Origin of the sequence: Paraburkholderia sp. SIMBA_030, assembly GCF_046535245.1 — a bacterium.
Taxonomy (GTDB): Bacteria; Pseudomonadota; Gammaproteobacteria; order Burkholderiales; family Burkholderiaceae; genus Paraburkholderia.
The window spans coordinates 1-236 of sequence record NZ_JAWRXB010001652.1 but is presented as its reverse complement, the minus strand read 5'-3'; the positions used below and the strand labels follow the sequence as shown (position 1 = coordinate 236).

1 pseudogene is annotated in these 236 nt (G+C 61.0%); it reads left to right on the top strand.

The features are described 5' to 3' along the window. Positions 1-236, top strand: a pseudogene (locus tag SB772_RS45625) (histidine kinase); the annotation flags it as partial.

Here is a 236-nt window from a genome sequence, read left to right as displayed (position 1 = left end):
CATATCGACGAACGCGCGGCGATCAATATCGATCGCATGATGATGTGGATCGACGCGATCGCACTCGCGGGGCTCGCCGCTATCGCGCTGTGCGCGCTCGTGCTCAACGTCACCGAATATCGCAGCGCCGACGCAAAACTGAAGCGGCTTGCGCAGCAGGTGGTCGAATCGCAGGAGAACGAACGCGCGCGGCTTTCGCGTGAATTGCACGACGGCATCAGCCAGATGATGGTGTC